Below are 24,477 nucleotides of genomic sequence, written 5' to 3'. Positions count from 1 at the left end.
AAGATTAATATCGATTTATTAATTTGTTTCATTGGTACTTTTAATAATAAACGTATAAAAAGGCTCAAGTATGCTTTGTTGTTTACAGGCTAAATACGAGAGTGAGTAGATTTAGTACGGATAGTACACAAAGTTTACTGAAGCTTGTCTGAATTACATTTGTGTAAAAAGAGAAAAGCCGCAACAGCGGCTTTTTAACAATTATAGTGTTGGCTTTTAGCTTTTAAACCTGCGAAATAAAGTAAGAGGTACCAAAAAAATAGTTAACCAAAATAATGAGCCAGAGTCATCGTCATCATTTTGAGCCTCATCACTATTAACATTTATAGTAACTGTTTGCTCTAATGATATATTGTCAGCACTATCCTGGGCTTGCACAACTAAAGTAATAAGACTTTGTTGTTCATAATCAAGTTCAGCAGTCACCACGATCTGACCCTGGTTGTTAATAGTTACGCTATTGCTACCCGACACAATAAATTTAACAACGGGAGAGTCATTAGCATTTGGATCGCTAAACGCTAACTGGCCAATCACAGTACCAACAGGGCTATTTTCATTAACAATAAATGTCTGGTTAGCTGCTATAACTGGGGTTTGCTCCTCAGGTGTTAAAATAACCTCAGATTTTATATCAACAATTATTGGATCGTGATCTGATGCACGATATGGGCCTGCTGCGTATAAGCTTGATTGTTGAGCATCACTTTTAAACTCGACATTGTAATCGAGTAAAGTGGGCTCATCGGCATTAATATGCCAATCATTCGTTGCAACTATTTTGCTTAATAATGATGGGCTTACTAAGGCATAATCTAAGCTACCCGCACGTCCAGAAAAACTATAAGAGTAGCCAAGGGTATTACCATCAAGCTCTGCAACTGCATTTTTATAGCCATTGTCGGCAAATGCACGAATAGGATCTTCCATGGCATAGGCATTTAAATCACCAATAAGAATAATATCCTCATCATCAATACCGGTTGGCTTGCTATTAAGCCAGCTTGCGTATGCATTAGCGCCGGCAACGCGTGTTTCATTCCAACATGCTTGGCCATCACTTTTATCTTGGTTTGCTCCTGTTGCGCTACTGCAACCACCTTTTGATTTAAGGTGCGCTACTGCAGCGGTAAATACCTCATCTGTTGCTAATACTTTAAAGCTTTGTGCAATTGGTGGGCGGTTTCCAAAGTCAAACGGAGGTTGTGTGGTGATTGCTGCACTACCTACTTCTACTACTCTATTTACACGATAGATTAAGGCTGTGGTAATTGCATCACTACCAATTTTATCAAGGCCAAAATTAACAAATGCATACTGGTTAGCTGTGTCAAAGTCGTTAAGCGCATTTACTAAGCTAGCAATTGCACTAAACTCACCAAAGCCATCGTTTTCTATTTCCATTAAGCCAATAACATCGGCTTGTATTGCACTAATAGCACTAACAATTTTAGCTTCTTGACGAATAAACTCAGCTTCACTATCGGCACCACGACTAGTGGGGAATCCGGCCCCCTGACCATCGCCATTAAAATAATTAAGAACGTTAAAGCTAGCTACCCTTAGATCCGCATCTACGTGAAGTTCGGGAGCATTTTTACGTGCATTGGTAGTGATAAACTGCGGTGTTATGGTAGGGTGAATGCGATAAGTATCAAAGCTATATGCAAGCACCCCAGTTACAGTGTTAACGGTATCGCCAGTGCGTAGCGTATTTTCGGCAGATAAACCCGGTATAGGGTAAATTGGCTCAATATTTTGTAAAGTTGAGCCATCGTCTAAAAGAATTCTTTTAGTTAAGTTATTCGCTTCAAGTGTGTTGGCGGCATCACCGGGCAGGGCAACTTGTGTACCTTGATACAAACGCTCGGTTGCCAGCTCTATTTCACCATAGCGTCCTAAACCAAAGTTATTAGTCACTATTAATGGCTGCTCTAGTGTAATAAGCATGCCTTCAAATGCTTCTAAATCTGTTGTATTTGTAACTGGGAGTGAGATTTTAGTTGCTGATACAGTTAAACCCGAATTGCAAACGGCCACTTGGGTAACGCTACCAATTTGAGTGGCATTGAAATACTCTTCAACACTGCCTTGTACACGCACATGGTCGCCTACACTCACATTTGCTGCTGCAAAATAAACAAAGATGCCTTCAGAGGTTAGTGGGTTAGTATCGTCATCAACAGGTAAAGAGCTAATAAAAAAGCCTTTTAACTGATTGTCACCTTGGAAGTTGGCCGTTACAACCCCTTCTAACTCTACTGTAGTATTAACCAATGGGCTGGCAGCACCAGTACCTTGAATGGCGTTAATGGTTGTTTTATCGTTGCCACATATCAGTGGTTCAAGTGGCTCTGGTTCAGGTTCAGGTGTTGTGCCGATACCAAAAAAACCTAGCCCTGAAAAGTCGTTTTTATCAAATTGTAGCCATTCGTCACTTGGGTTAAAAGTGGAGTCAGGGGTTGCCCGACCAATAAGAATATTTTCCTTACGGCGTAGCGTTTTATCTTTTGTAGTTACGCCCCCGGCAGACCAAATTTCTTTTACCCCACGCTGCCCAAAACTGTCAATAACATTAGAGCCTTGCATTAGTACTAATGCGTCGTCACCATTAAAGTTAACTGCACCACTAAATAGCTGAGCTTTTAATTTAAGCTCATCATTTGCTCTAGAGTCTGAAGTGACAATAACATAGGTACTGTTTGCAGCAAGCAACCCCGTAAGCTCTTCAGTTACACTGGCTGATCCAGAGCCATTTGAATACAAGCTAAGTGAGTAGCCATTTAAAGAAACCTCTGCGGATGATGTGTTATAAATCTCAATAGCTTTATTAAAGCCACTTCCCTCAACATATTCAGAAATTATCAGTTCGGCAGAGGCTGATGCACTAATGCTTGCAATAATAAGCGCTAATGGGGTTATTTTTGTTTTAAACATTGGTCATTATTCCCGTTTATAATTCCAGATAGGATATTAGTTTAGAGAATAAATATTACAAAAATAATATTCAGTGTGAATGATTGTAAATGCAAAGTAAGGCGGGCTTGTTGCCCGCCTTGTAAGGCTTACTTTTTAGCTAAGTATTGTGCAGCTTGCTTAGCAAAATAGGTAAGAATGCCGTCGGCGCCAGCACGTTTAAACGCCAGTAACGACTCCATGATAGTGGCCTCTTCAGCTAACCAGCCGTTATCAATAGCAGCTTTGTGCATAGCGTATTCCCCACTTACTTGATAAGCGAAGGTTGGCACGCCAAACTCATCTTTAACTCGGCGTACAACATCCAAATATGGCATGCCAGGTTTAACCATTACCATGTCGGCGCCTTCTTGCAAATCAAGCGCGACCTCGCGAATGGCTTCGTCAGAATTAGCTGGATCCATTTGATAGGTTTTTTTATCAGCACCCTTTAAGTTACCGGCAGAGCCTACCGCGTCTCTAAATGGGCCATAATAGCTTGAGGCGTATTTAGCTGAGTAAGCCATAATGCGAGTGTGAATGTAGCCATCGGCTTCAAGTGCCTCGCGAATAGCGGCAATTCTGCCATCCATCATGTCCGAAGGGGCAATAACGTCAGCACCTGCTCGGGCGTGCGACAGTGCTTGCTTAACTAGTATGTCAGTTGTGATGTCGTTAATTACATAGCCACTTTCATCAATAATGCCGTCTTGTCCGTGGGTGGTAAACGGGTCTAGCGCGGCATCAGTAATTACACCTAACTCAGGGAATGCTTCTTTTAATGCACGTACTGTACGTTGTGCTAAACCATCATCGCTATACGCTTCTTCAGCATGTAATGACTTTTTGTCGGCCGGTGTTACCGGGAAAATAGCAATGGCGGGCACACCGAGCTCAACCAGTTCTTTGGCTTCTATAAGCAGTAAGTCAATTGATAAGCGCTCGATACCGGGCATTGATTCAATTGCTTCACGACGGTTTTTACCTTCGAGTACAAATACCGGATAAATAAGATCATTAACGCTAAGCTGGTTTTCAGCCATAAGACGGCGTGAAAAATCATCGCGGCGCATTCTGCGCATGCGAGTATATGGGAAAAGATCTAGACCAGATTGGGCCATATTTATACGCTCCTACTTTTGGATTGTGGGATTGGAAAATTAATCACTTGGTTACGACCATGCTGCTTGGCAAAATACAGTGCTTTGTCGGCACGTTCGGTAAAAATTTCAGGATTATTTATATCTTCAGCAACGCTAGTATACACTCCCGCGCTGATTGTAAATGAAATAGTAGTGCCAGCCACATGCACATTATTAGTAGCAATAGCGTGGCGAATTTTTTCAGCAATGGCTATCGCGCCATCATTTTGGGTATTGGGTAATAACACCACAAATTCTTCGCCGCCGTAACGTGCTACTTCATCAAGCGGGCGCTGTAATTGCTTTTTAATAGTATCAGCAGCAGTACGAATAACCTGATCGCCAGTTAGGTGGCCATAGGTATCGTTTATTACCTTAAATTTGTCTATATCAAGCATAATAACACTTAATGGTGTTTGTTCGCGACGCGAGCGGCGCAACTCCATCACTAATTTTTTATCAAAAAAGCGCCGGTTTTTAATACCAGTTAAGGGATCTTCCATGTTTAGCTGTTCAAGCTCACGGTTTTTTTCTTCTAGTTCTCTTAGTGTTACTTGTAACTCAAAAGTACGCTCATCTACTTGTGTTTCGAGCTCTTGACGCACGCTTTCTTGTAAAGATAGCCGCTCATGTAATAAGGCATCTTGGGCAGCACTTTTGGCTATTAAGGTTTGTTGAGTAGTTACTTGTTCATCGCGCTGTAAAATAAAGAGTTTCATCACCGCATATCCAAGGGAGAAAGCGCAGCTAAGAGAGCAAATAAACACAAAAGCCACTCTACTGTTTGTAAATATATAAAGCCCTGAAACAGTAATAATAAAATAAACAATTGCGGCTAAAAAGCTGCATAAAGCTAGCAAAAGTGCTTTTTGGGGTTCTGATGGGTTTTGGCGAATACAAAGTAAGGTTGTTACAACATAGTAGCCTAAAACAATGGGAGTGGTAATAAAGCAAAATAAGGTGACAACAAGTGTGGGAAAAAGCCAAACAAACGCAATAAGCAGTGCATATATAGCTATTATAATTTTTTGCACTTTAAACCATGTAACGGTTTTAGGCTGACATACCTGTTGCTGTAGAGGTAAGAAAAGTACCGTTATCAGCATCACCAACATGGGGATCATAAGTTGTACTGTGCCCGCAGAACGTGTGTGGATGAAACTAAAGCCACAAATAAAATATAATAAGATGCTGAGCATTAATGTTATAGCGCCCGTGTAAGCAAAGTATTGCTTACGCGAAAAAGCATACAAAATAAGACAGCTAATCGCTAAAGAAAAAACAAAGCCAATTAATAATCCGTAAAGCAAATTAAGCTTACTTTTATATGTAAAGAGCGCATCTGCCTGCCATAAGGTTAAAGGCACGCGTAACCCTGAGCTATTGCTCACTTTAACAATAACAGTGGTATTACTGTGGGCAGGAAGCGTTAATTTTACCAGCAAAGGTTCGTTTTTTATTTGTTGTTGTGGCAGTAAAGGAGGGGCATTAATATTTATTGAGGAGGATCGTCGCTTATCGAGTAAGTGATATACCTGTACTTCATTTAATAGCGGATTATCGATAGAGAGTATTGGCGTTACACGCGTATTGAGCGTATTTTTAATTGTAAATTGGATCCAAACAGGGCGTTGTTCAATCCCTAAATTAAGTGGTTTGTTGGTTAACGTTTGCCACTGTTTAAGATCGCTCTGCTGGGCGGTTGCTATGGATGTAGGCGCAAAAGAATAATAAACAGAGTTAATTTTTTCAGATGTAAACTGCTCATCGATCTCTATCGTATTAGCGGCTGCTAAACCAGCAAAAAGGATAGTTAATAAGCTTAATAACACCCCAATAACTTTCATTACTTAGCTTTTAAACCAAAAACATTATAAAAGTTTAGAGTAGTTTGCTGCGCTATTGCCTCAGGAGTAAGGTTGTATAATTGGGCAATTGTTTCGCACACATAAGTTAATAATGCAGGTTCATTACGGCGAGATTTAGGCTTTGGGCTAACGGTGCGCGGAATCAAAAAAGGCGCATCAGTTTCTATTAACAGTTTATTAAGAGGGATACTGGGGATTAATTGTTGTAGTTCTTTTCCACGGCGTTCATCGCAAACCCAGCCGGTAATGCCGATATAAAGCCCTAACGCTAAGTAGCTTTTTAATGCCTGAGCGTTACCTGTAAAGCAATGTAATACGCCGCGTACATTAAATTCTTTTAAAATACTGAGCATGTCTTCGCTGGCATCACGTTCATGCAAATATACAGGTAAGTTTAGCTGTTCAGCTAGGGCAAGCTGGCGTCTAAGTACACTTCGTTGTACATCGCGAGGCGAAAAATCACGGTTATAATCAAGGCCGCACTCCCCAATGGCTATAACTTGTTTATGGCTTGCAAGTTGAGTGAGTTGCGTCTCAAGCTCATCAGTAGCCGATTTAGCATCGTGAGGATGTACGCCTGCTGTAGAAAATTGCTGATGCTCTATAGCCAGCTCAAGCGACTGCTCACTGGCTGCTACATCGCAGCCTATAATCAGCATATGCTTTACTCCCGCAGCATTAGCGCGGGCAATAATATCTTGATGCTGTTTATCAAACTGATGGTTAGTTAAATTAACCCCAGCATCAATTAAGCTGTATGGCATTATTGAGTACGTTTAACGCGTATAGAGCGGTTTTGACCTTCTTTTTTTAATAAAAAAGAATTAAATACACCACGACTAATAACCACGTTGTCATCTTCTTTTAGCGTTATGCCGTCAGATCCAATTTGGCGCCATTGTTGGCCGTTTTCTAGAGTAATAATTAACTCACCATAAGCTGCTTCTTTAATGGCTGATACAGTTGAGCTAATAGAGCTGTCATTTTCTTTCGCAATATTTTTATGCTCTAAACCAAACTCTTCTGCTTGTGTTACCGCTACAGCAACAGGTGCGGTGGCTTCTGTATTTGTTGGTGAGAGTGTTTTATTTACAGTAGGCTTGCTCAGCGGTTTACCGGCAACCGTATTATCGTAACAAAGCAGGCGGTTAAAGTCGTTTTCAATAAAGCTACATGCTTGCAGTGCTTGCTCGTTAATAGCTGTGGCTGCAAAAGTCGGTGCGCTTAACAAAACTAATAGTGAGAGTAGTTTTTTGTTCATGTTATTCCTCAGATTCTTGTTGTGGTTTAGCGGTATAAAATTTAGCTAAAATTAGGCCTAGCTCAAACAAAATAAGCATAGGTAGCGCTAATAAAGTTTGTGACAATACATCGGGCGGTGTTAAAAACATCGCTACTACAAAAACACCCACTACAATATAGGGACGTTTTTCTTTTAAGCTTTGCGTTGTTGTAGCGCCGCTCCAGCACAGCAGCATAATGGCTACTGGAATTTCGAAAGCGACACCAAAGGCAAAAAATAGTTTTAGTACAAACCCTAAGTAGCTACTAATATCCGGTGCTAAGGTGAGCATTGCAGGACCCGCACTGGTAAAAAAGCCTAAAATAATTGGCAGTACTACAAAGTAGCAAAAGGCAATACCACCATAAAACAAAAAGATGCTTGAGGCGAGTATTGGCATTAACATGCGTTTTTCGTGCTTATACAATCCCGGAGCTATAAAACCCCAAACCTGGTGTAATATCCACGGAATAGAGGCAAATAATGCGACAAATAACGTTAGTTTAAAAGGGGCAAAAAATGGCGCTGTGACATCAGTTGCTATCATGGTTGCAGTGCTTGGCAAATGTGAAATTAATGGCGCTGCAACAAATGTATAAATGTCGTTTGCAAAATACACTATTGCAATAAAAATAACTAAAATGCTTAATAGTGATTTAATCAGCCGATCGCGTAATTCAATTAAATGCGCGACAAACCCCGATTTTACTTCCTCAGCCATTATTTTTTATACCATTTAGTAAGTTGACCACAAAGTGAGAAATTAATTTCACTTTGTATCATCAATATTTTGCTTATTAGAGGGATCGATTTGATTTTTTTTATAACTGTGGGTCACAGACTGAGCGGCCTGTTGAAGTTCAGTTAGTGAACTTTGTAGTTCAGGACTTAAATCGGTTAAGTTTTGTTGCTCCGCTTTTTTAAGGTTTTCGTGTAATTCGTGCACACGCAACTCTTCGCTCACTTCAGCTTTCACTGAGTTAGCAAGCGACTTTGCAGTTTTTATCCATCGGCTTACCGTTCTAATTGCTACAGGTAAACGCTCTGGACCAAGCACCACTAAACCAACAATTAAAACAACAATTAGCTCCCACATCCCCATGCTAATTAAACCTTGTTATTGTCTTTATTTTTTTCAGTATGGGCAGAATCAAGCGGTGCACTTTCTTCTGATTTTTGAATCTGCTCTGGCTTTTCTTTATCTGTATTTTTTTCGTCAGACATTGCTTTTTTAAAGCCTTTAACTGCTCCACCTAAATCACCACCAATACCGCGTAATTTTTTAGTGCCAAACAAAAGTACAATAATTGCTAATACAATCAATAACTGCCAAAGACTAATACCGCCAAATCCCATGTTTATCTCCCGTTTTCATAATTATAAAGTGTATATTTTAAATACTAATTATACGCCTAAAAACGTAAATAGCACTTAGTTTATGTGCTACGCCATGCTGCTATAAAACCAATAATAGCGCTACTTATAGCGATACTTGCAGCAATTAAATCGTGCTGTAAATAAAATAATGCAGCAATAACCATAGCCGCACTGCTAAACAAACCTAAAACCAAAGGTTTATGAGATCCCTTCGGAGCCTGTACTTGAATTTGTGGTGGGCGTTTTAAGCTTTGATAAATTAGATCGGGCAGCTCTGGCATTTTTTCGGCCCAAAAGGGTAATTGTGCATACATTTGCTTTATAACCGATAACGGACCAACTTGTTGCTTAACCCAGTCTTCTAAAAAGGGCTTAGCGGTTTTCCATAAATCTAATTGTGGATAAAGCTGGCGGCCTAAACCTTCAACATACAGTAAGGTTTTTTGCAGTAATACCAATTGTGGTTGTACCTGCATATTAAAGCGCCTTGCAGTATTAAATAAATTAACCAATACATGACCAAACGAAATTTCAGCTAAAGGCTTATTAAATATAGGCTCGCAGACAGTGCGAATAGCAAATTCAAACTCTTCAATACTGGTGTCGGGCGGTACCCAACCCGAGTCCACATGCAACTGCGCAACTTGGCGATAATCACGATTAAAAAAGGCTATAAAGTTTTCCGCTAAATAGCGTTTATCTTCTTTGTTTAAGGTGCCCACAATACCGCAATCTATACCAATATATTTAGGGTTTTCGGGGTGCTCACGAGAAACAAAAATATTACCTGGGTGCATGTCAGCATGAAAAAAGCTGTCTCTGAACACTTGGGTAAAAAACACTTCAACGCCACGCTCAGCCAGTAGTTTCATATTGGTGTTTTGCGCTAATAAAGCATCAGTATCTGATACCGCAATACCATAAATACGCTCCATTACTAATATATTATGGCGGCTGTAATCGCTATAAACGGTAGGGATGTAAAGCGAATCTGAGTCTTCAAAGTTACGTTTAAGTTGAATGCCGTTTGCACCTTCGCGCATTAAATCAAGTTCATCAAGTAGAGTCTTTTTGTACTCTTTTACTACTTCCACAGGACGCAGACGTTTTGACTCGTGGTGTACTTTTGCTAACACCTTAGCGAGCTTTTCCATTAAGGCTAAGTCGGCGTTAATTTGTTGATTAATGTTAGGGCGGATTACTTTAATAACTACATCTTGCTCTATACCATTTGTGTCAACTAACGTTGCGGTATGTACTTGTGCTATTGATGCCGACGCCAGTGGTGTTTGTGAAAACTCACTAAAACGCTCGCTTATGTCATTAATTTCGAGAGCTTTTTCTATTATTTTTTGTGCAAGTTCGCCGGGAAAAGGTTCAACCTGATCTTGCAAAAATGCCAGCTCTAATGCAATTTCGTGCGGCAGTAAGTCACGACGCGTAGAAAGCATTTGGCCAAACTTAACCCATACTGGGCCAAGCTGTTGTAGGGCTAAACGTAATCGCAGCCCTGCTGGCTTATCTTTATGCTGATTACGCAGCCAAAATAAACTACCTCGGGCTATTTTCGCAAACCAAGGGATTTTATGTTTTGGTACTAACTCATCTAATCCGTAGCTAAGCAGTGTTTTAGTGATGTAATACAGTCGTGCAGTTGACACAAAAAATCCTTAGCGGGTAGTCAAAGTGGTTAGTAAGGCATTAATGCGTTGTTCTATAGCAGCAACTTGGCCTTTAAGCTCACGGTTTTGTTGTTTAAATTGTTTAAGCTCTAACGGATGAATGGTAATTGCCAATTCATCTTGGCATAAGCTTGTTAGGGTGCGGCTTAACTGCGTTTTTGCTTTATTGCCGTGTTGCTGGAGCGTTTTGAAGTGTAAATATAATTGCTGTGCGGGAGCATCACCAAGGTGCGATGAAAGCTGCTCAGGCCAATCTATATCTAGTGTTGAAAATGCATTGCTATAGGTTTGAGCTATGTTTAAATCGCCTTGTAAATCAAGTTTGTCTTGGCGAATTAGCTGGGTAAGCATGGCTGGGTTTTTTAGCGCAAGCAGGGTGTTAAGGTCGGCGCTAATCATGCAATCTGCGTCTGTATCACTGGTTGCGCTATATAAATGAAGTTGCTTGTCGCTAAACACTAGCAGCAGCTTTAGCTGAGAGCCCCTAACATCAACGACTAAGCGCTGATGCTTAACTGCTGCCAACTTTCCCGATAGGCTTGTATCGAGTTTAAGTGCTTGATTAAGTATTCGCTCCACGAGCGAAAGTACTAAGTTGGGTAACATAAAAAAATCAGTTGAGGGAGCCTCAGTAGAATTTTTTTCGGTTGCTTGCTCAAGCGCCATAATTATTTACCTTAGTATTTAAAGCCGCGATGCAGCGCAACAATACCACCGGTTAAGTTTTGATAAGTGGTTTGCTCAAAGCCTGCATCAGACATCATGCTTTTAAGCGTGTCTTGATCTGGATGCATACGAATCGACTCAGCTAAATACTTGTACGATTCGCTGTCGTTTGCCACTAACTTACCCATAGTTGGTAATAAGTTAAATGAATAAAAGTCGTATGCCTTACTGAGTATTTCATGCTCTGGCTTTGAAAACTCTAATACCAGTAAGCGCCCGCCTGGTTTTAAAATGCGGTACATTGAACGTAATGCTTTGTCTTTGTCGGTTACATTACGTAAACCAAATGCAATAGTGATCAGATCAAAGCTATTATCTGGGAATGGTAAGGCTTCAGCGTTCATTTGCACGTAGTCAATATTGCCAACTAAGCCTAAATTATGGAGTTTTTCACGGCCCACTTTTAACATAGACGAGTTAATATCACCGAGTATAACCTGACCGGTTTCTCCGACTAGTTGGCTAAATTTTGCAGTTAAATCGCCCGTACCACCGGCTAAATCTAAAACATGGTGGCCTTTACGAACGCCAGAGCTGGCTATTGTTTGACGTTTCCATAAACGATGTACCCCAAAAGACATTAAGTCATTCATTACGTCATATTTTGCCGCAACTGAATGAAATACGTCTGCAACCATTGAGGCTTTATCGTTTTCGGCTACCGTTTTATAGCCAAAATGCGTGGTCTTTTGTGGTGTTTCGCTCATCATTAATCTCTATCGTGGTAATAAAGACTAGTGTACTTGATTGTGCCCTGAAGGTGCAATTTGAATATGATTTATCAGCTAATTAATGCTCCGCAGTAAAGCTATTTTGCCCTAAAGAGCGTGCTTTAAATGCCGCATTAGAAGCACTTTTAGTTAATTGCTCAAAGTCAGCTTGTTGTTGCTGTGCAATCCCCAAAGAGAGCTTAATTGCAGGTAATGCCAGCGCGTTTTTTGAGCTGATAAAGCGCAGCTTTGCAACACCAGCGCGTACTTTTTCTGCAATTAAATTGGTTGTTTCACAATCTACGTCGGTAAGTAGTACAGTAAATTGATCTTTTGCAGTACGCCCCGCTAGGCCGCTTTGAAACACATATTTTTGTACTTGTTTAGCCACTTTGCTTAAAATTGCTTCTGCGATTACATCGCCAAAGTTATCAATAAAGTGATCTAAATTGTCTATTTGAATAGCAATAGCACAAACCGGTTTATGTTGATTTGCCCATATTTGCACTTGCTTGGTTAAATAATGACGTTTATACAAGCCAGTTTGACTATCAATAATATGTTGTTTACGCAGGGTGTTAAGCTGCTTTTTAGTTTTTTCGTGGAGTTGTTTAGCATTACTTAATTGTTGTTTAAACTGTTTGTGTTGCGTTAACAGTGTTGCTGTTTGCTGATCTAGCCTTGTAAGTGCGATCCGGCTATTTTTAATGTTATTTTCATCAAGCGAATGCATACACTCGCTAATATGGCCGGCAAAATTAATAAATTGTTTTTCAGTGTGTTGTGCGCTTTTAGACAGCGAGTTAATTACCCCATTAACATTCTCTATCATCGACACTTCAGTGGCATGGCCTTGATTTAAATGCTCAAAATAGAGTTGCTCGGTAAATAAACTGTCAATAAGAGTGTTACTTGCAATAGCGCGCTCAATGGCGCTATTAAGGTCGTTGTTTACTTGGCTAATATAAGTATAAACAACCTGATAATTAAGTGGTGTAGGTGGCAAAACATGGCGCTCTAAAAATACACACACTTTTGTCATTTTATCTTGTGCTACAGCCATAGAGTCATGGAACATCATTTGCAAATACCAACTAAATACATATGCGTATTAATTTATAAACTCATCCAATGAAGCGTTTCGCATCCAAGCACTTGTACCATAATCATTATATCGGTTATTTAAAAGTAAAAACGACAGTTAGTTATCTAAATTGTAACTTTAGCAACATAATGGCTGCTTTTATCATCAATTACTTTTTGTTTTATTCAAAAGCATGTTTTATTACTGGTTATTAAATACCAACCTGCTTATATCAGTCGTATTAGTTTTTGCGTGCTTGGTCGTATTTATCTTGCTATTTATTTAGCCTGCGATAGGTTTACAAAATCTATTTAATTGTGAAGCTATATAATAATGAATCAACTTTTATCTCGACCATTACGCCACTCGCTACTGGGAATTACTTTTTTATGCACCTTAAGTGCATGCCAAACAACCTCACTTAATGCTGATAAGCAATTTACTCAAGTTGCCGAAAACATTGTGCAAAATAGACAAGATGCTAGCCCCTACAGTAATAATCCTCAGGGGGTAGATGGCTACTTACTACCTAACTTAACTGCCGAGTATTTAGCGCAAGAATATAAAAAAAATACCCAACTACTTGCCGATTTAGATACGGTAAACATTGATAAGTTAAGTGATGAAAATCGGATTAACTTTAGTATTTTGCGTGCTCAAGTGCAAAATAGCGTGGATGAGTATGTATTTAATGCCCACTATATGCCGCTTACATCTGAATATGGGTTTCATTCAAGCTTGTCGTTTATGGTTAAAAGTTCACAATATAAAACGTTACAAGATTATAAAAATTATTTAGCGCGATTAGCTCAGGTACCACGCTTTTTTGAGCAAAATATTTATTGGATGAAACAAGGTTTAGCAATAGGGTTAACGCAGCCTAAAGCTGTACTTAAAGGTTATGAAGATTCAATTAGTGTTTATATTGTTGATGATGTAACACAATCTGAATTTTATCAGCCATTTTTAACGAATACTGCAGGCTTAAGTAGCAGCGAATTTTATGAGCTGCAACTCCAAGCTAAAACAATAATTAAAGAACAAGTAATAGCAGCATATAAAGATTATCTCACCTTTTTTACTGAAGAGTATCAAGCAGGTGCTCGAGACAGTATTGGTATTTCGGCAACGCCTAATGGGGCTGCTTTTTATGCTAATCGCGCCAAGCATTACACCACTACAGATATGACCCCAAAAGAAATTCATGAGTTGGGCCTAAAAGAAGTGGCACGTATTCGTAGCGAAATGGAAGAGGTAATAAAAGAAGTTGGTTTTAAAGGCACGTTCGCCGAATTTATCCACTTTTTACGTACTGATCCGCAGTTCTACGCAACTACTCCAGAGCAGTTACTAAAAGAAGCTGCTTATATTGCTAAAAAAATGGATGCGCAACTGCCTAGATTATTTCATACCTTGCCGCGCAAACCTTATGGCGTAGTGGCTGTTCCCGCCAATATTGCTCCTAAATATACTACAGGGCGTTACTCGGGTTCGAACCGCGACGATCAAGCTGGTTATTACTGGGTAAACACTTATGCGCTAGATAAGCGACCTCTTTACGCGCTAGAGGCGTTAACGCTGCATGAAGCTGTACCAGGGCACCATTTACAAATATCACTTAATGCTGAGCTAGAAAATTTGCCGAGTTATCGTCGTGATGCTTATTTATCAGCATTTGGCGAGGGGTGGGGGCTTTATTCTGAGTACTTAGGAATAGAAGCTGGGTTTTATCAAGATCCATATAGCCGTTTCGGACGTTTAACCTATGAAATGTGGCGCGCTGCACGTTTAGTTGTTGATACGGGAATGCATATGTATGGCTGGAGCCGTGAACGCGCGATGAACTTTATGGGCGATAACACTGCTTTGTCGTTGCACAACGTTAAAACTGAAACAGATCGTTATATTTCATGGCCTGCGCAGGCGTTATCGTATAAAATTGGAGAATTAACTATTAAGCGCTTACGTAAAGAAGCGGAGCAGGCCCTTGGCCAAAAATTTGATGTGCGAGAGTTCCATCATCAAGTGCTACGCCATGGTTCAGTACCGTTATCTGTACTTGAGCAGCAAATTCGTTTGTATATTAAAAACGAACTAGCTAAACAGGATATTTAATTAATCCGCATCAATCGTAATGGCTTATATTAGGGTCTGTTTATCTTTCAAGGTTAAATTTGCAGCAGTGTGTTTGGTATTTAGGCAAGGCAGAGCCTATGTGGTGTGGTTACTCCCCATAAATAGGCGATAACGTAGCATCAATGCCAAACATGCGCTGCCCGAAGGGTTCTGCCTAGGGGCGATTGACTCTTTGTTGCCTACATGGATGTAGGTAAGGGGCGTGAGCAGGACGCGGAAGCTTTGCTCGGTTTTTACTTAGCCCACGAGGTTACAAACCTCGCGCCGTGATTAAATCGCCCCTAGTTTGAACAAATTTCAATCCGCAAAGGTCAACAGACCCTAGGGTTATAAATTAATAAAATGCGCATATCATCTATAATAAGTGATATGCGCATTTGTCTATTGAAGCCATTTTCATTTATTGGCGAAAAAGTACTGCAGAGGGGTTTTGAGTGAACAATTTTATAGTTCTAAGTATTAATGTATTTGCGAGCCTTTTTATTGTTGTATTAGGGTTTATAGTTTTATCGGTTATTATTTTTTATTTTAGAGATATAACCCAAACAAAGCATGCAATTAGGCGCAACTATCCGGTAATTGGTCGGTTTCGATATTTTTTTGAGCGCCAAGGCGAATTTTTCCGCCAGTACTTTTTCGCACTTGATAGAGAAGAAATGCCGTTTAATCGTGCTGAACGTAGTTGGGTATATCGCGCTGCAAAAGATGTTGATCATACTGCTGCGTTTGGCTCGACTCAAAGCCTTGAAGTAACCGGTACAGTGATGTTTATGAACTGTGCATTTCCTACTTTAGATGAAGAAGCGCTCGATCCTAGTAATGTGACTTTAGGCCCTTACTGTAAAACACCTTACACCACTAATTCAATATTTAATATTTCAGGTATGAGTTTTGGTGCTTTGTCAAAACCTGCAGTACGTGCTTTATCTAAAGGAGCTAAGCTTGCTGGCTGTTGGTATAATACCGGTGAAGGCGGTTTAAGCCCGTATCATTTAGAAGGCGGGGGAGATATTGTATTTCAAATTGGTACTGCTAAATACGGTGTGCGCGACGATAATGGCAATTTAAGCACTGCTAAATTAAAAGAAATAGCAGCTCACGAACAAGTAAAAATGTTTGAAATAAAGCTAAGCCAAGGCGCTAAACCAGGTAAAGGCGGTATGTTACCAGGGCGAAAAGTTAACGCTGAAATTGCAAAAATACGCGGTATTCCCGAAGGGCAAGATTCAATTAGCCCTAATGGCCACCTTGAAATTAAAAAGCCGTCAGATATTCTTGATATGTTGGCAACCGTACGTAACGCAACCGGTAAACCAACCGGCTTTAAAGCGGTAATTGGTGAGTATACTTGGTTAGAAACTCTTTTCGCTGAAATAAATCATCGCGGTATTGAGTCAGCGCCCGACTTTATTACTATTGATAGTGCAGACGGTGGCACAGGCGCCGCACCACAGTCATTATTAGATTCAGTGGGCTTACCACTGCGAGAAAGCTTGCCATTAGTAATTAACTTGTTAGAAAAACATGGGCTCAGAGAGCGAGTAAAGGTTATTGCCTCAGGTAAGTTAATCGTACCCTCTAAAGTTGCATGGGCATTAGCACTGGGGGCTGATTTTGTTGTATCTGCTCGCGGCCATATGTTTGCACTAGGGTGTATTCAAGCAATGCAATGTAATAAAGACACTTGCCCTACAGGGATCACCACGCACGACAAGCGCCTGCAACGTGGCTTAAATGTGGCAGACAAAGCACAGCGTGTGGCAAACTATAATAAGTATGTGCACTATGGAGCGGGCTTAATCGCGCACTCGTGCGGCGTATCTAGTGCGCGAGAGTTAAAACGTGAACATGTGCGTATAGTTCAAGAAAGTGGTCTTTCAGAGCCATTAGATAAAATTTACGAAAATTATAAATAACACAGTGAGCATTAAATATATGAGTGCTTAAGCGCACTAAACTAAGCTGCTTTTTTATGCACTCAATATTTATTAGGTCATTAATTAAGGCCCATTGTTACGTAATATAACAATGGGCCTTAATTTTATTTATTTATTATTTGCTTGAATGCCGGTAATTTTTAAACGCTCTAATTCACAGCTAAATAAAAATTCCAGCACTTCTAAATGACGACGAACTTCATCAATATTTCGCCCTACAGCATATAAACCATGGCCACGTATAAGCACTCCGTGTTCAATAGGTGTGTGTAAATGATGGTCGCTTACCAATAAACTTAAATGGTCTATGTCTTGGTCGTTATTAAAAATAGGAATGCTTAGGGTTTCTAAATGCGAGGTAAAACCGGTTAAAGCTTTTTGCATTTCGTAGCCAGTTAAATCGAGTTTATGACTTTTTGTTATTTGCGAAAGCACGGTAGCCGCAACAGAATGCGTGTGCAGTACACATTGCGCTTCGGGAATTAGCTGATACAAGCTCAAGTGCAGTTGTGTTTCGGCTGAGCGTTTTTTTGTTCCTGCCAAAGGCTTGCCTTGTAGATCTAGCTGTAAAAAGTGCTCATTGGTCAACTTGCCTTTATCTTGGCCACTAGCTGTTATTACAAAGCCCGACTCAGTTCTTGCTGAAAAATTCCCACCGGTTGCGGGTATCCACTCTTTTTGGCTAACCCACTTCCCAGCTTCAATAAGTTGCGAAATAGCGGTATTGTTGTTTTGCATATATTCCTCACAAACGAGCATCAGTTAATTGTATTTAGACGGCTAAACTTCTATCTTAAGTGATGGTAGCACCGCTTTGCGTGCAAAACCACAATTAAGGATATAGAGTGTTAATAACTAAGCTACCAGCATAAGGTATGTTTTATCAAACTCTAATAACAATTAAGTTGGTTTAGCTAAAAACACTAAAAACTTAAAAGAGGGCGGCACAAAGCTATGTCAACTTTAACACTTACATTATTGCAAAGCTCACTACACTGGCTCGATAAAGACGCTAATTTAGCTATGTTTAATAAGCAGTTAGATGCAGTGACTCAGCAGTCAGACTTGATTTTACTGCCCGAAACCTTTGCCACAGGCTTTGCAATAAACTTAGATTGCGCTGAGCCTGAAAACGGCAAAGTACTTACCTGGTTAAAGGCGCAAGCGCATAAACATAATGCAGTAATTGCAGGCTCAGTATTTGTTACGCAAGGCAGTAAAAAGGCCAACCGGTTTTATTGGGTGCAGCCCAATGGAGAAGTAGACTTTTACGATAAGCGTCATTTGTTTTGTTTAGGCAACGAAGGCGACTTTGTAGTAGCAGGACAAGCGCGCAAAGTGTTTACTATTAATGGCTTTAAGCTATTACCACAAGTGTGCTACGACCTACGCTTTCCGGTATTTCAGCGCAATAACAACGATTACGATGTAATGATTAATATTGCTAATTGGCCCGCAGTGCGACGCCATGTTTGGGATACATTATTAATGGCGCGAGCGATGGAAAATGTATGTTATGTGGTTGGGGTAAATCGCATTGGTGATGATGCCAATGGTGTTGCTCACAATGGTGGCACAGCGGTATATGACTTTAAAGGTGATGCTTTAGTAAAAGCTGCAGATAATAGCCAAGCGCTAATAACCATTACTTTATACAAAGCACCATTAAATGACTTTAAGGCTAAATTTCCGGCGCATTTAGATGCGGATGCTTTTAACTTAGTATAAAGCAGCTTAAATTAGCCAGCGGCTAATTAAGTGTTAAAATAGCCGCTGATATTTATTGGCGGCAGCACTATGAACAACTCTTTAATCACTCCAGTTATTTTAGCGGGCGGCATTGGCTCTCGTTTATGGCCGTTGTCGCGCCAAGCAATGCCAAAACAGTTTTTACCCTTACTCGATGCTGAACCTACTGGGCAGTCGTTATTACAAAATACCCTAACACGGGTAACCGGTAGGGTATTCAATCGAGCTATTTTAGTGTGTAACGAACAGCACCGATTTATTGCCGCTGAGCAAGCTGCTAGTGCAAATCCGCGCGCATTACTTTTAGAGCCCACAGGTAAAAATACTGCCCCAGCAATTGCTTTAGCTGCGCATTATGCGCTACAAAATGGCATAACAGGGCCACTGTTAGTTATGCCAGCGGATCATCATATAAATAATTTTAACTTACTCACCGAGCAGTTACACGGCGCGACAATATTAGCTGAGCAAGGTAAATTAGTTACCTTTTCTATTACGCCTACCGAGCCACACACAGGTTACGGGTATATAAAACAAGGAAGCGCCATTACCGGTACTGACTGCTTTGAAGTAGCTGAATTTAAAGAAAAACCCAGCTTAACCACCGCAACAAGCTACCTGTTAGATGGAAGTTATAGTTGGAATAGCGGTATGTTTTTGTTTACTGCTGCAGCGTATTTACAAGAGTTGGCTCGCTTTGCACCTAAAATTGCCAATTGTGTGGCTAACGCCGCCAATTTTAGTCAGGACTTAGGCTTTACACGCCCCAGTGCAAAAACGCTCGAAGCTTGCCCGAGTGACTCCATAGATTATGCTATTTTAGAGCGCAGTGATAACGTAGTTGTCATGCCTGTTGCCTTAAACTGGAGTGACGTAGGTGGTTTTTCATCACTTGCTAAGTTGCTAAAAAAAGATCCGCAAGGCAACAATGTAAATGCTAATTATGTAGCGCAAAACAGTAAAAACAATCTAATAATAAGCGAAACCGATCATACTATTGCCACCTTAGGGGTAAGTAATTTAGCTGTTATTCATACCCACGATGCCACACTTATTGCGAATCAAAATGAGCTTGATGCACTGCCGTTATTACTCAAAAAAGTAGCGCTTACGCAAACTGACAAGTTAACCCACCACCAAGTTGTTTATCGGCCGTGGGGAAATTATCGTACCTTGGTAGAAAGCAGTGGATTTAAGGTTAAAAAAATAACCGTAAACAGCGGCGCTAAGCTCTCTACGCAGCGCCATCAATATCGTGCCGAGCATTGGGTAGTTGTATCTGGGGTTGCCGATGTATGCATTGATAAGCAAGCACTAACACTCAGTGCAGATCAGTCTTGTTATATTGCCGCTAAGCAAATTCATAGTTTGGCTAATAATAAAAATACACCGTTAATAGTAATTGAGGTACAAACAGGCACTATTTTAGATGAAAGCGACATTGAACGGTTTGATGATAAATATGGCAGAAACTAACAACGCTTTACTGCAGCCCTTTGCGTACACACCTTAAATACTCTTCTAAACTTTGCTGCCAAAGGTCGAGCGCTTCATTGATGGCGTTTTTTAGCGGCTTTTTATCAAGCATACGACGCTCTATTTTTTTCAGCGCTAAACCATAACGGTTAAAGCCCAGCTGTAGTGCGGTATTGGCTTGGCGATGTAATAATTTAATGCATTGCTCGGGCTGTTGTTCTACGAGCGCTTGGCAGTGATTTAGTTTACTGCGGGTAGAGAGCACAAACTCGTTATAAATAGACGACACTTCATCAATACTAAAAGAGCTGGTAAGCGTTTCGCTAGCGCTTGCGTCATATAAAGTATCAACCAAATCTACAGCTACAGTAGCCGTTTTAGTTGACTGTGAATCGCTTAGTGCTTGGCGCAATTTTTGGTGTTTAATAGGTTTACCTACAATGTCTTTTATACCCAGCGCTAAGTACTCTTTTACCTCACTAGGGCTTAAGCTTGCAGTAAAGGCTAGTACGGGAGTGCGCTGGTTTTTATGCTCAATTTTAGCCAATGTTTTAAGTACTTGTTGGCCGGTCAAATCAGGTAGGTTCATATCGAGCAGCACTACATCAAAATGATGCGCTTGCATTAACTCTATTGCAGTTTTACCGTCTTTTGCTAACTTAATTTTATGTTCGTCGTCGGCCATAAATTCTACGGCTATTTTTTGATTTAAATCTAAATCCTCTACTAACAACACCTTTAAACCGGTTAAATAATCTTTACTTTGATGACGTTGCGCTACTAGGCTGAGTTCGCCCAGCGCACACGTAATATCAAAGCTAAACACGCTGCCACTCCCTAGGCTACTGGCTATTTCTAACTTGCTATGCAGTTTTTCGAGTAAGCGGCTGGTTATTGCTAAACCAAGGCCTGTACCGCCTTTTTCTTTTCCGGCGCTACTTTGCACATAGGGTTCGGTTAGGTAGGCTATTTCGTCATTCTCGATGCCGGGGCCTGAGTCTTTTACGCTTATTTTAATAGTGTGTTCAAGTTGTTTTTCAGTGATTAGATCAATTTGAATTTTAACGCTACCTTGGTCGGTAAATTTAATTGCGTTACCCACAAGGTTAATAATAATTTGTCTGAGTTTTTGCTGATCGCAGTAGTAACAGGCTTGATCGGGTATATTGCAAAGTAGCTCAAACTTAAGTTGCTTTTGCTCTGCCAGAGGGCTTAGTAATAAGCATAAATTTTGTATCCAAGTTTTAAACTCAATATCTTCTTCGTAAAGAGCTTCGTCGCTTTGATCAAGGCTGGCGTAGTCGAGTACTTTATCAACCAGTAAATTAAGGGATTCGGCAGAGTTAATAATTGCCTCGCAATAGGCTTTATTGCGAGCATCACTTGTTTGGTTCATAACTAACTGAGCACTGCCTAAAATGCCGTTTAAAGGGGTGCGAATTTCGTGGCTGATAGTTGATAAAAACAACCCACGTATTTCTAGGTCTTTACGGGCTTTTTTAGTGAGCTTATTAAGATGCTGCTCTCTGCGCTCATTACACAACAGTGCCATGCCAGCGGCATAAAACATAGGTGCTATAACCCCGTTTAAAAAAAGTAACGAGCTAAACCAAGGGCTTAATAGGGTGTCATGTTGCTCAATTTTTTGCATAAATATCGAGCGGGCAATAAAGCTTACGGCAACTAAAGTTAAAATTATAATATAAACAATGCTGCCGTTGGGATAGGGCTTACGTGCATACTTTATAAATATAAACAGTAAAAATGCAGCTTCAGCTATATGCTGTATATCAGATATAAACAGCCTATCTTGAATAGATGGCGACAAAAAGCTGTAATAACCCAGCATTACGCTGCTAAAAGCAGTAAATGCACAAACAAGTTTAAAGCCAATACCGCGATAATCTAAAAACTGGCTAATAGCAAGGCAATGCACAATTGAGGCCGCAAACATCAATATATTGGCAATGCTAATGGCGACAAGTTCAGGGACTCGCCCGATCAGAGTAAAGCCAATAATAACGCCGAGCAATAAAACAGGATAAAAAATATAAAGCAGAGTGCCTGGAGTGTGTTTATTGGTGCGCCAGGTTAAAAAATTTAGCAGGGTCATTACAACCATAACGGCGATACTGGCAAAATATAGGGTAAAAGAGTCGAGCATTGAGGCACCAATAGCGTGTTATTAGATTAAAAGTATAACAATAATTACTTAACCGAAAATAGCTCAATATATTATTTAACACCTTGAGCTGTATTGAAATTAAAACGTATACTTTATTCGCTGGGGAGCGACTTATTATTTAAAATTTGAGCTTGCTGATTAAGCTTGCCCAGATACAAAAACAGACACGTATGTGCCTGTTTTGTGTTTAAACTAAAGTTTAAATTAACGTATTTCGTCTGGAATATGCTGCTGTGCCCACGATAGTAGCTCAATACGGTTACGACATTTTGTTTTTCTAAATGCGCTGTATAAATGAGTTTTAACTGTGTGTGGGCTAATGCTTAGCTCTTCAGCAATTTCTTTATTTTTTGAGCCATTACTCATTAATGAAATTATGGCTTTTTCGCGCTTGGTAAGTTTAACTGGCTCAATATCGCCTTCGGTAAGCTTATGCAGTGCATCTTTATTAAACTGCAACATACGATTTAATGCATTACACATTATATCTCTGCGATACCAAAGTTGATCTTCAAGTAGTAAGCGAATACCTTTCATCAATACATCGGCGTTATCTGTGGTGTAAAATACACCACGAATTCCGCTAAGTAAGGCACGATTAGCAAGCTCTGGGTTTTCATCCAAATTAAATAATACGATATCGCATTTAATCCGTAAATTAACCAGTTGCTCTTTTAATTTTCCCCACGCATCTTTGCTCGATGTTTCGATAAACAAAAGTCGTGTTCCTACAGGCACATCTAAAATATTGGTGCCTGTGGTTACGCTAATACCTTGCGTTTTTAACAAAGGTTCTAAAACGTTAATACCAATAGTGTTAATGGGCTCTTCATCTAATAACAAAAAGGCTGAACTGCTCATATTATTTTTACTCTTTTATAAAGCTTATGATTAAGTTTACCACGACCTCCACACCTTTTGTATTAGAAAGTCGCGTTGTAACGCAAAAAGCAAGTACGATATTATGATTATTTAAACATAAAATGTTGCAAATAAGTAATTATTTATTGATTGCGATTACAAAATAAAACAACCTAAAAAGCTTATAACTAATTGTATAAAATAAATAGCTGTTTATAGCGCCACTTTTTTGGTGTTTTGATAAGGAGGCCAGCCCATCTCTTTACCTGCAAGCATATGTAAATGAATATGATATACGGTTTGGCCACCATGTTCATTGCAATTCATGACCACTCGGTAGCCATCGTCGGCAAAGTTTAGTTGCTTGGCTAATTTAGCCGCTACTACATATAAATTACCTACTAAATGCGAGTTTTCAGGCGTTACATCGTTAATAGTAGCAATTGCCTTTTTGGGGATAATAAGTGCGTGAAATGGCGCCTGAGGGTTTATATCTTTAAAGGCGAGAGTATGCTCATCTTCATAAATAATATCAGCTGGGATCTCACGATTAATTATTTTAGTAAAAATAGTCTCTTGGCTCATTATATGGCCCCTAATTAAGTATGATTAAAGTAAGCTCCACTAATGACAAACTTTACAAGCAGTGTCAAACTGAAATCAAATAAAGGAGAAAATATGCGTAAATCAATATTATTAGGTAGTGCCGCAGCGCTATTGTTTAGTGTGTCGAGCATGGCAGAAAATATTCACTTTCCAGAAGAGTTTGTACCTCTGCAAGTTGGTGAGCGTGTTATTGAAAGCTCGATATTTAGCCGTGTTGATGACATAGAGCTAGCACCGGGTAGTTATAAATTAAAGCTTAAATATACTGACTTGTATGACCTAGGTTACGACGATCACGAAGTGGTAGAGTCTGAACCATTTTGGGTAAATGTAACTATTGAAGCAGGTAAAGATTATACTTTAGAGTTTAATCGTGCCAAAAATGCGGTTGCGGCTAAAGTATTTGCACAGTCGCCACAAGTAAGCTTAAAAGCAAAAGGAAGTGCACTGGCTGCGCCATTAAGTGTAATTTCTAATGCCCAGCTTACAAACACTGTGCCAGTACAGCAAGTTAGTAATACAACGGCAATGGCAACAAGCGCCAGCGAAGTAAGTAAACTCGTTGCACCTATTAATGGTAAGGGCATGCCTAGCGCAGCAGCAATGCTCGACTTTTGGTGGCAACAAGCAACTCCAGCTCAGCAACAAGCCTTTTTAGAAAAAGTAACCAAGTAGCTTTTTTATGCAATTAAAAAGGGCCG

At 40.0% G+C, this 24,477-nt stretch carries 21 protein-coding genes; 5 read left to right on the top strand and 16 right to left on the bottom strand.

What is annotated here, in order from left to right; genetic code table 11:
• Nucleotides 1-216 precede the first annotated feature (216 nt).
• The 12 genes from PNIG_RS16130 to PNIG_RS16075 all read right to left on the bottom strand — a co-directional run bounded on the left by PNIG_RS16130 (nt 217) and on the right by PNIG_RS16075 (nt 12,805).
• Nucleotides 217-2,937 carry an ExeM/NucH family extracellular endonuclease gene (locus PNIG_RS16130; RefSeq protein ID WP_089368881.1) on the bottom strand — a complete coding sequence of 907 codons (2,721 nt, stop codon included), beginning with the start codon at nt 2,935-2,937 and terminating at the stop codon, nt 217-219.
• A gap of 128 nt (nt 2,938-3,065) precedes the next feature.
• Nucleotides 3,066-4,076, bottom strand: a complete 1,011-nt coding sequence (gene hemB, locus PNIG_RS16125) for a porphobilinogen synthase (protein ID WP_011329560.1) — start codon at nt 4,074-4,076, stop codon at nt 3,066-3,068.
• Nucleotides 4,077-4,078: 2 nt separating this feature from the next.
• Nucleotides 4,079-5,944 (bottom strand): sensor domain-containing diguanylate cyclase, encoded by a 1,866-nt coding sequence (locus PNIG_RS16120; protein ID WP_089368880.1) that lies wholly within the window; start codon nt 5,942-5,944, stop codon nt 4,079-4,081.
• Nucleotides 5,944-6,729, bottom strand: coding sequence for a TatD family hydrolase (locus PNIG_RS16115; RefSeq protein WP_089368879.1), 786 nt, complete (start codon nt 6,727-6,729; stop codon nt 5,944-5,946). The genes PNIG_RS16120 and PNIG_RS16115 overlap by 1 nt, the downstream gene beginning before the upstream one ends.
• Entirely contained in the window at nt 6,729-7,226 is a 498-nt protein-coding gene (locus PNIG_RS16110) for a hypothetical protein (protein WP_011329557.1), read from the bottom strand. Before PNIG_RS16110 ends, PNIG_RS16115 begins: the two co-directional genes overlap by 1 nt.
• Nucleotide 7,227: 1 nt before the next feature.
• Complete coding sequence (gene tatC, locus PNIG_RS16105; protein ID WP_011329556.1) at nt 7,228-7,968, bottom strand: twin-arginine translocase subunit TatC; 741 nt, start codon at nt 7,966-7,968, stop codon at nt 7,228-7,230.
• A gap of 48 nt (nt 7,969-8,016) precedes the next feature.
• Nucleotides 8,017-8,349 (bottom strand): Sec-independent protein translocase protein TatB, encoded by a 333-nt coding sequence (gene tatB, locus PNIG_RS16100; protein WP_008467380.1) that lies wholly within the window; start codon nt 8,347-8,349, stop codon nt 8,017-8,019.
• Nucleotides 8,350-8,354: 5 nt separating this feature from the next.
• Nucleotides 8,355-8,603, bottom strand: coding sequence for a Sec-independent protein translocase subunit TatA (tatA, locus tag PNIG_RS16095; RefSeq protein WP_008467382.1), 249 nt, complete (start codon nt 8,601-8,603; stop codon nt 8,355-8,357).
• Nucleotides 8,604-8,683: 80 nt separating this feature from the next.
• Nucleotides 8,684-10,285 carry a ubiquinone biosynthesis regulatory protein kinase UbiB gene (gene ubiB, locus PNIG_RS16090; protein WP_011329555.1) on the bottom strand — a complete coding sequence of 534 codons (1,602 nt, stop codon included), beginning with the start codon at nt 10,283-10,285 and terminating at the stop codon, nt 8,684-8,686.
• Nucleotides 10,286-10,294: 9 nt separating this feature from the next.
• The gene (locus PNIG_RS16085; RefSeq protein WP_011329554.1) at nt 10,295-10,972 is read right to left on the bottom strand and encodes a ubiquinone biosynthesis accessory factor UbiJ; all 678 of its coding nucleotides are present in this window, start codon (nt 10,970-10,972) and stop codon (nt 10,295-10,297) included.
• Nucleotides 10,973-10,983: 11 nt separating this feature from the next.
• Nucleotides 10,984-11,739 (bottom strand): bifunctional demethylmenaquinone methyltransferase/2-methoxy-6-polyprenyl-1,4-benzoquinol methylase UbiE, encoded by a 756-nt coding sequence (gene ubiE / locus PNIG_RS16080; protein WP_011329553.1) that lies wholly within the window; start codon nt 11,737-11,739, stop codon nt 10,984-10,986.
• Between the two features lie 82 nt (nt 11,740-11,821).
• A complete protein-coding gene (locus PNIG_RS16075) occupies nt 11,822-12,805 on the bottom strand; it encodes a GGDEF domain-containing protein (RefSeq protein WP_041454617.1) in 984 nt (327 codons plus the stop codon).
• A gap of 354 nt (nt 12,806-13,159) precedes the next feature.
• On the opposite strand from PNIG_RS16075, the gene PNIG_RS16070 reads away from it, so the two are divergent.
• Together PNIG_RS16070 and PNIG_RS16065 are read left to right on the top strand one after the other, a co-directional pair.
• A complete protein-coding gene (locus PNIG_RS16070) occupies nt 13,160-14,941 on the top strand; it encodes a DUF885 domain-containing protein (RefSeq protein WP_086994415.1) in 1,782 nt (593 codons plus the stop codon).
• A 455-nt stretch (nt 14,942-15,396) separates the two neighbouring features.
• Entirely contained in the window at nt 15,397-16,878 is a 1,482-nt protein-coding gene (locus tag PNIG_RS16065; protein ID WP_011329550.1) for an FMN-binding glutamate synthase family protein, read from the top strand.
• Between the two features lie 129 nt (nt 16,879-17,007).
• On the opposite strand, the gene PNIG_RS16060 is transcribed toward PNIG_RS16065, so the two are convergent.
• The gene (locus PNIG_RS16060; protein ID WP_086994421.1) at nt 17,008-17,637 is read right to left on the bottom strand and encodes a methylthioribulose 1-phosphate dehydratase; all 630 of its coding nucleotides are present in this window, start codon (nt 17,635-17,637) and stop codon (nt 17,008-17,010) included.
• Nucleotides 17,638-17,853: 216 nt separating this feature from the next.
• Here PNIG_RS16060 and PNIG_RS16055 point away from each other — a divergent pair, with 216 nt between their 5' ends.
• The gene (locus tag PNIG_RS16055) at nt 17,854-18,627 is read left to right on the top strand and encodes an amidohydrolase (protein ID WP_011329548.1); all 774 of its coding nucleotides are present in this window, start codon (nt 17,854-17,856) and stop codon (nt 18,625-18,627) included.
• A gap of 69 nt (nt 18,628-18,696) precedes the next feature.
• Nucleotides 18,697-20,124, top strand: coding sequence for a mannose-1-phosphate guanylyltransferase/mannose-6-phosphate isomerase (locus PNIG_RS16050; RefSeq protein WP_089368878.1), 1,428 nt, complete (start codon nt 18,697-18,699; stop codon nt 20,122-20,124).
• Between the two features lie 7 nt (nt 20,125-20,131).
• Here PNIG_RS16050 and PNIG_RS16045 read toward each other — a convergent pair whose 3' ends face one another.
• From PNIG_RS16045 to PNIG_RS16035, 3 genes are all read right to left on the bottom strand, one after another.
• Nucleotides 20,132-22,288, bottom strand: coding sequence for an ATP-binding protein (locus PNIG_RS16045; RefSeq protein WP_011329546.1), 2,157 nt, complete (start codon nt 22,286-22,288; stop codon nt 20,132-20,134).
• Between the two features lie 225 nt (nt 22,289-22,513).
• On the bottom strand, nt 22,514-23,170 hold the full coding sequence (locus tag PNIG_RS16040; protein WP_086994433.1) for a helix-turn-helix transcriptional regulator: 657 nt from the start codon (nt 23,168-23,170) through the stop codon (nt 22,514-22,516).
• 213 nt (nt 23,171-23,383) lie between these two features.
• Entirely contained in the window at nt 23,384-23,755 is a 372-nt protein-coding gene (locus PNIG_RS16035; RefSeq protein WP_011329544.1) for a histidine triad nucleotide-binding protein, read from the bottom strand.
• A gap of 93 nt (nt 23,756-23,848) precedes the next feature.
• On the opposite strand from PNIG_RS16035, the gene PNIG_RS16030 reads away from it, so the two are divergent.
• Nucleotides 23,849-24,451, top strand: a complete 603-nt coding sequence (locus tag PNIG_RS16030; RefSeq protein ID WP_011329543.1) for a DUF2057 domain-containing protein — start codon at nt 23,849-23,851, stop codon at nt 24,449-24,451.
• Nucleotides 24,452-24,477 lie beyond the last annotated feature (26 nt).

Source organism: Pseudoalteromonas nigrifaciens (assembly GCF_002221505.1).
Classification (GTDB): Bacteria; Pseudomonadota; Gammaproteobacteria; order Enterobacterales; family Alteromonadaceae; genus Pseudoalteromonas; species Pseudoalteromonas nigrifaciens.
The sequence above is the reverse complement of the archived record's forward strand: the minus strand, read 5'-3'. Positions and strand labels throughout refer to the sequence as shown.